Origin of the sequence: Longimicrobium sp., from assembly GCF_036554565.1 — a bacterium.
GTDB lineage: Bacteria > Gemmatimonadota > Gemmatimonadetes > Longimicrobiales > Longimicrobiaceae > Longimicrobium.
Map to the genome: position 1 here is coordinate 1 of NZ_DATBNB010000389.1, position 6,006 is coordinate 6,006.

Annotated in this window: 7 protein-coding genes; all 7 read left to right on the forward strand. The window is 72.0% G+C overall.

What is annotated here, in order from left to right; all coding sequences use genetic code 11:
* Window positions 1-282: ExbD/TolR family protein (locus VIB55_RS10765; RefSeq protein ID WP_331876664.1), on the forward strand; the 282-nt coding region annotated here is incomplete at its 5' end.
* Between the two features lie 29 nt (window positions 283-311).
* Entirely contained in the window at window positions 312-1,187 is an 876-nt protein-coding gene (locus VIB55_RS10770; protein ID WP_331876665.1) for a hypothetical protein, read from the forward strand.
* Window positions 1,184-2,497, forward strand: a complete 1,314-nt coding sequence (locus VIB55_RS10775) for a hypothetical protein (protein ID WP_331876666.1) — start codon at window positions 1,184-1,186, stop codon at window positions 2,495-2,497. The genes VIB55_RS10770 and VIB55_RS10775 overlap by 4 nt, the downstream gene beginning before the upstream one ends.
* A 618-nt stretch (window positions 2,498-3,115) precedes the next feature.
* Window positions 3,116-3,724, forward strand: coding sequence for a peptidoglycan-associated lipoprotein Pal (pal, locus tag VIB55_RS10780; RefSeq protein ID WP_331876667.1), 609 nt, complete (start codon window positions 3,116-3,118; stop codon window positions 3,722-3,724).
* Window positions 3,721-4,479 (forward strand): tol-pal system protein YbgF, encoded by a 759-nt coding sequence (ybgF, locus tag VIB55_RS10785; protein WP_331876668.1) that lies wholly within the window; start codon window positions 3,721-3,723, stop codon window positions 4,477-4,479. Before pal ends, ybgF begins: the two co-directional genes overlap by 4 nt.
* 47 nt (window positions 4,480-4,526) lie before the next feature.
* On the forward strand, window positions 4,527-5,075 hold the full coding sequence (gene nrdR / locus VIB55_RS10790) for a transcriptional regulator NrdR (protein WP_331073718.1): 549 nt from the start codon (window positions 4,527-4,529) through the stop codon (window positions 5,073-5,075).
* A 55-nt stretch (window positions 5,076-5,130) separates the two neighbouring features.
* Window positions 5,131-5,898, forward strand: a complete 768-nt coding sequence (tatC, locus tag VIB55_RS10795) for a twin-arginine translocase subunit TatC (RefSeq protein ID WP_331876669.1) — start codon at window positions 5,131-5,133, stop codon at window positions 5,896-5,898.
* Window positions 5,899-6,006: the final 108 nt, after the last annotated feature.

Genomic DNA, 6,006 nt, shown 5'->3' on the forward strand with positions numbered 1-6,006 from the left:
ACCATGCCCAAGGCGCGCACCCAGTCGGTCCCCTCCAACGAGGGGCTGACGGTGACGGTCGACCAGGCCGGCCAGGTGTTCATCGGCGAGGCGGCCGTGCGGCTGGACGAGTTCGAGCGGCAGTTTCCCGCGATGGTGAAGGAAAAAGGCGCCAGCAGCGTGTACCTGCGCGCGGACGATGGCGTGCCGTACGGCAAGGTGATCCGGGTGCTGGGGTTGATGAAGGCCGCCGACGTCGCGTCCGTGGGTCTGATCGCCGAGCCCGAGCCGGGGCAGCCGTAGCCATGGCCAGGCGCCGCGAGGGAGGCCGCATGAGCGCGCCCGTGCTGGCGTCGCTGGCGCTGCACGGGCTGGCCGTCGTCCTCATGGCGTTCACCGGTGCCGCGCCCACGCCGCCGAAGGTGAAGGTCTACGCGGTGGACATCGTCTCGGAGCTGCCCAACGTCGCGGGCGAGCCGCTGCCGGAGGCGATGTCGAACCAGGAGCCCGGCCCCGCCGCCCCGGATCCTGCTCCGCCCGCCGAGGCCGAGCCGACGCCGGACCCGCCGGCGCCGGAGCCTGAGGCCGCGCCGCCGGTTCCGGAAAAGAGCGCGCCGAAGGAACCTGAGAAGGCTCCCGAGCCTAGAAAGACACCCGAGCGCCCGACGCCCCCGCGTCCCACGCCGCCGCGGCCCAACCCGACGCCGCCCAGGACGGCTCCGTCGACGCCCCGGACCACGCCGTCGACACCGAATCGGCCACCGGCGACGCGCCCGGGCTCGGGGCAGAGCGGAACGGGGAACGATGCGAACCGCTCGCGGGGCGAGGGCACGCGCACGGGGCCGGCGACGGGGCGCAACGCGGACGCGAACAGCCCCGGCGGCGAGGGGCTGACCATCAGCAGCCGTGGCGTGCGCTGTCCCACGGCGGGGTACTGCACAAACATCGTCCGCCAGGTTCGGCGCTTCTTCCGCGCTCCTGAGTCGGCGTCGGGCGGCAGCGGCAACGTGTGCTTCCGCATCCTCCGCGACGGCTCGGTCGCCGAGATCACCGCCGAGCGGGTGCGTGGCGGCGCGGCCTTTCGCCTGGCGCTGATGGAGGCGGCGGAGCAGGCCGGCAACCGCAAGGCGTTCGGGGCGCTCCCCGCCGCGTTCAGCGTCGAAGAGCTTCCCGTGTGCGTCGAGATCACTCCCCAGATGTCGCAATGACCGTGGTTCCAACATCCACCCGCCTGCTCCTGGCCCTGGCCGCGGCCGCGCTGGCGTTCGCGCCGGCGCGGGCGCAGGACTCCGTGGTGGTGCAGCTTCGCACGACGTACGAAACGCAGGCGGCGTCCGGCTTCGTGGTCCTGCCCTTCGGCGGGGCGGGGGGCGAGGCGGTGCGCGCCATCGTGCAGCGTGACCTGCAGTTCAGCGACCGCTTCCAGGTGCGCGAGGCTACCGGTGCCCGCGCGGGCGAGCCGGTGAACCTGGACCTGTGGAGCGAGCGGGGCGCCGACTGGGTGCTGGCGGGAAGCGTGGCTCCGCGCTCTGGAGGCTCCAGCCTGACGCTGACGCTGTACGACGCGGTCTACGGGCAGAAGAAGGGCGAGGGCACGTTCCCCATCCCGTCGCCGGACGCGCGCGGCTTCCGGATGGCTGCCCACGCCGCGGCCGACCAGGTGGTGCGCTGGGCCACCGGCGAGCCGGGGATGGCCGCGTCGCGCATCGCCTTCGTCACGCAGGGGCGCGGCAGCAAGGAGATCTACGCGGTCGACAGCGACGGCGAGAACCTGACGCGCATCACCAGCGACGGCTCCATCGCGCTTTCGCCCGCGTGGTCGCCGGACGGCGGGCGCATCGCCTACACCAGCTTTCGCGCCGACGCGCCGCTGCTGTACGAGCGCGATCTGTCCACGGGGGCGGACCGCCTGCTCTCGGACCGCGCGGGGATCAACATCACGCCCTCGTACGCGCCGGACGGGCGCACCGTGGCGTTCGCGACGACGGTGGCGGGAAACACCGAGATCGCCACGATCGGCGGGGCCGGCGGGCTGCAGCAGCACACGCGCGGCCGCGGGTACGACAACCTGTCACCCACCTGGTCGCCGGACGGGCGTCGCGTCGCCTTCGTCAGCGACCGCCTGGGCGAGCCGCAGATCTACGTGATGACGCTCGGGGGCGAGCCGCGGCTGGTGTCGGACTACACCTACGGACGCCGCGCCTACAGCACCTCGCCCGACTGGTCGCCGGTGGGGCCGGTGATCGCCTATCACACGCGGGTGAACGGGGTGATGCAGATCGTGGCGGTGAGCGCGGATGGAGGACGTCCGCGCGTGCTGACCGACCGCTCCACGAACGAGGATCCCAGTTGGGCGCCGGACGGGCGGCACCTGGTGTTCGCCTCGCCGGACCGTGAGGGTGGCGGATTGTTCGTGCTCGACACGGTGACGGGCACCATCCGCAAGCTGGTCGGCGGCCGCGGCTTTGGCCTCCCCGACTGGTCGGGAACGCTGACGCGGCTGGGGACAGCGCGGTAGTCTGTCATCCTGAGGCCCAGGCGCACTGAATTGGCTCGCAGCACCAACGTCGCGGGCCGAAGGATCTAGCCGCGGGCACGTACTCGGCTGGGCGCGGCAGCGGTCACCGTCGCCGAGGCCTCGGCTGCCGTGGGGCCCTCACGCCGCCGCGCTGACACGCGTGCGACCCTCTCCCGCAAGCGGGAGAGGGTGTACACTTCGGGGTCGAGGCGTAGGTAGGCAGGTCCGGCGCTCGGGCGGGCGCCCCCCATCCCCAGCCCTTCCCCCGCAAACTGCGCGGGGGAAGGGCGCCAGTAGAGTGCGCGGGGCCAGCCGGAGTGCAATCGAATTCTCCTCTCCCCCATGGGGTTTATGGGGGAGAGGCCGGGAGAGGGGGGGCGGCTGCGGCATGCGCCAGTCTCAGCCGAAGCGCGCTTCAGGTCTCCCCCTCCCCTGCGCAGCGGGGGAAGGAGGCCGGGGAGAGGGGGCTCCCGGGGACATGCGAAGTATCCAGTCGCCCCCCAATTGAAGATCCCCCCTCTCCCGCGCAGTTTGCGGGGGAGGGGGCCGGGGGAGGGGGAACCCGGGGGAGGGGGAACCATCACACGCAGCACCGCACCAAACGCCAGGAGAAACCGAATGAACCTTCGCCACGCCGTGGTCATCGCCCTCGTCCCCATGATGGCCCTGGGCGCGTGCAAGAAGCGCCCGGTCGTCACCACCGCGCCCACCCCGGACGCCACGACCGAGAGCGCCGCCGACCGCGCGCGCGCGGACTCCATCCGCATCGCCAACGAGCGCGAGGCCGCCGAGCGCGACCGCGCCGAGCGCGAGCGGACGGAACGCGAGCGCCTGGCGCGCGAAACCGCGGGGGCCCGCGAGGTGCTCACCGAGATCGTGTTCTTCGAGTACGACAGCAACGAGATCACCCCCACCGCGGCGGAGATCCTGCAGCTGAAGGCGGCCGTGCTGCAGGCCAACCCCGGCGTCCGCCTGCGCGTGGAAGGCCACGCCGACCAGCGCGGCAGCACCGAGTACAACCTGGCGCTGGGCCAGCGCCGCGCCGAGGCGGTGCGCGCGTACCTGGCCAACTACGGCGTGAACGCCGACCGCTTCACCACCGTCAGCCTGGGCAAGGAGCGCCCGCTGGCCGAGGGCGAGGGCGAAGAGGCGTTCGCGCGCAACCGGCGCGTGGAGTTCGCCATTGCATCCGGCGAGGTGCGCGTGGTGCCCGAGGAGCTGCGGTGAGGGGCGCGGCGCTGGCGGCGCTCGCCCTTCCCCTGCTGGCCGGCTGCATCGCCACCAAGCAGGACATCCGCGACCTGCAGCTGGGAATGGCCACGCAGCAGGCCCGGCAGGACTCCATGGTGGCCGTGCTGATTGCGCGCACCGAGGCCATGCTCGACAGCCTCAGCGACCAGAACGTCCGGCTGCGCGGCGACGTCGCCAACCGGCTGGTGAGCATCGACCGGCAGCTGGTGCAGATCCAGGAATTGAGCGGGCAGAACCAGGCGCAGCTGGGCGAGCTGCGCCGCCAGGTGGACGTGGCCGCCGAAGAGGCGCGCCGCGCCTCGGCCGCCGCCCAGCGCGCGGACGCCAACGATCGGGAAGAGGACGAGGCGGCGGACCCGCAGGAACTGTTCGACGCGGCGCTCGCGGCGCTCCGGCGCGGGTCGGTCGCCACGGCGCGGGGCGGCTTCGAGGAGTTCCTGCGCGCGGCCCCCGAGCACCGGCTGGCGCCCGATGCCCAGTACAACATCGGGCAGAGCTACGAGCAGGGGCGCGACGTGCCGGCCGCCATCACCGCCTACGAGCGCGTCCTGAGCGAGTACGCCACCTCCGGCCGCGCGCCCGCGGCGCTGCTGCGCATCGGGCGGCTGGAATTGGGACGCGGCAACCGCACGCAGGCCCGCACCCGGCTGAACCAGGTGGTGCAGCGGTTCCCCCGCAGCCCCGAGGCGGCCGAGGCGCGGACGGAGCTTCAGCGGCTGGGGACCCGGTGATCCAGGCCGCTCCGGTGAACCCGGGCGCCCCGGCGGGGTTCTAGGCCGTGCGCTGCCCGTTCTGCCACCACACCGACGACCGCGTGGTCGATTCGCGCAGCGTGCGCGAGGGCCGCGCCGTGCGGCGCCGCCGCGAGTGCCTGAAGTGCGAGCGCCGCTTTACGACGTACGAGTACATCGAGGAGCGGCCCCTGCAGGTGCTGAAGCGCGACGGCGAGCGCGAGCCCTTCGACCGGCGCAAGCTGCTGACCAGCCTGCAGATCGCCACCGCCAAGCGCCCGGTGACCCCGGCCGAGATCGACCGCATCGTAGAGGAGATCGAGCGCGAGCTGGACCGGCGCGAAAGCGGCGAGGCGGGGAGCCAGGAGATCGGCGAGATGGTGATGGACCGGCTGAAGCGCCGCGACCACATCGCCTACGTGCGCTTTGCGTCCGTCTACCGCAACTTCCAGGACCCGGAAGAGTTCCTCCTGGAGTTCCGCGACCTGCGCGACAAGCAGACGCGGCGCGAGTACCGCAAGGTGCAGCCGGAGTTCGAGCTCCCCGGCCTGGGGGCCGACGACGAGGACGAGGGCGCGGGGCAGGCGGGGAACTGACGAGCACGGCGGGCGCGGAGGGCCGCGCCCGCTTCTGGTTTTCTTTCAGGGAACGATGGGAATCTTCCAGAGCAGCCGGCCCGGCGAAATGCCGTTCCTAGACCATCTCGAGGAGCTGCGCTGGCGCATCCTGTGGAGCCTGCTGGCGGTGATCGCCTGCTCCATCGCGGGGTTCGTGCTGGTGGACCGGCTGGGGGTGATGATGCTGCTCATCCAGCCCATCGAGCCGTTCCTCCATGGCGAAAAGCTCAAGTACCTGAGCCCCACGGACCCGTTCTTCGTCACGCTCAAGCTGGCGATCACCACGGGGCTGGTGCTGGCCTCGCCCGTCGTCATCTACCAGGTGTGGGCGTTCCTGGCCCCGGCGCTGCTGCCGTCGGAGAAGCGGGTGATCGTGCCGTCGCTGTACCTGGGCGTGGTCCTGTTCCTGGGCGGCGTGTACATGGCCTACCGCATCGTGCTGCCGGTGACGCTGGAGTTCACGATGGGGTTCCAGACGCGGTTCCTGGAACAAAACATCGTCGTGGGCCCCTATATGGCGATGGTCACGCGGCTCCTGCTGGCGTTCGGCATCGTCTTCGAGCTGCCGGTGGTCATCCTGATCCTGTCGGCCATGGGGCTGGTGACTCCGGAGTTCCTGGCCTCCAAGCGGCGGCACGCCATCGCCGCCATCACCGTGGTCGCCTCGGTGCTCACGCCGGGCGACGTGATCACGGTGACGCTGATGATGATGGTGCCGCTGACCCTGCTGTACGAGTTGAGCATCGTGCTGTCGCGCCTGGTGGCCCGCCGCCGCCTGGCCCACGCCGCCGCGGGCGCCTGAATGAGCGGGTCTTTCGTGGGATTGAAATCGATGTCGATCACGTGGTACCGCGCGCTGGCTCCCGGGCTGGCGCTGCTGGCCCTGGCGCTGTCCGCCGCGCCGGCCGAG

Excerpts from the sequence above, each read along its gene's own strand:
- VIB55_RS10770 (WP_331876665.1), top strand. The coding sequence starts at position 312 with ATGAGCGCGCCCGTGCTGGCGTCGCTGGCGCTGCACGGGCTGGCCGTC.
- VIB55_RS10775 (WP_331876666.1), top strand. The coding sequence starts at position 1,184 with ATGACCGTGGTTCCAACATCCACCCGCCTGCTCCTGGCCCTGGCCGCG.
- pal (WP_331876667.1), top strand. The coding sequence starts at position 3,116 with ATGAACCTTCGCCACGCCGTGGTCATCGCCCTCGTCCCCATGATGGCC.
- tatC (WP_331876669.1), top strand. The coding sequence starts at position 5,131 with ATGGGAATCTTCCAGAGCAGCCGGCCCGGCGAAATGCCGTTCCTAGAC.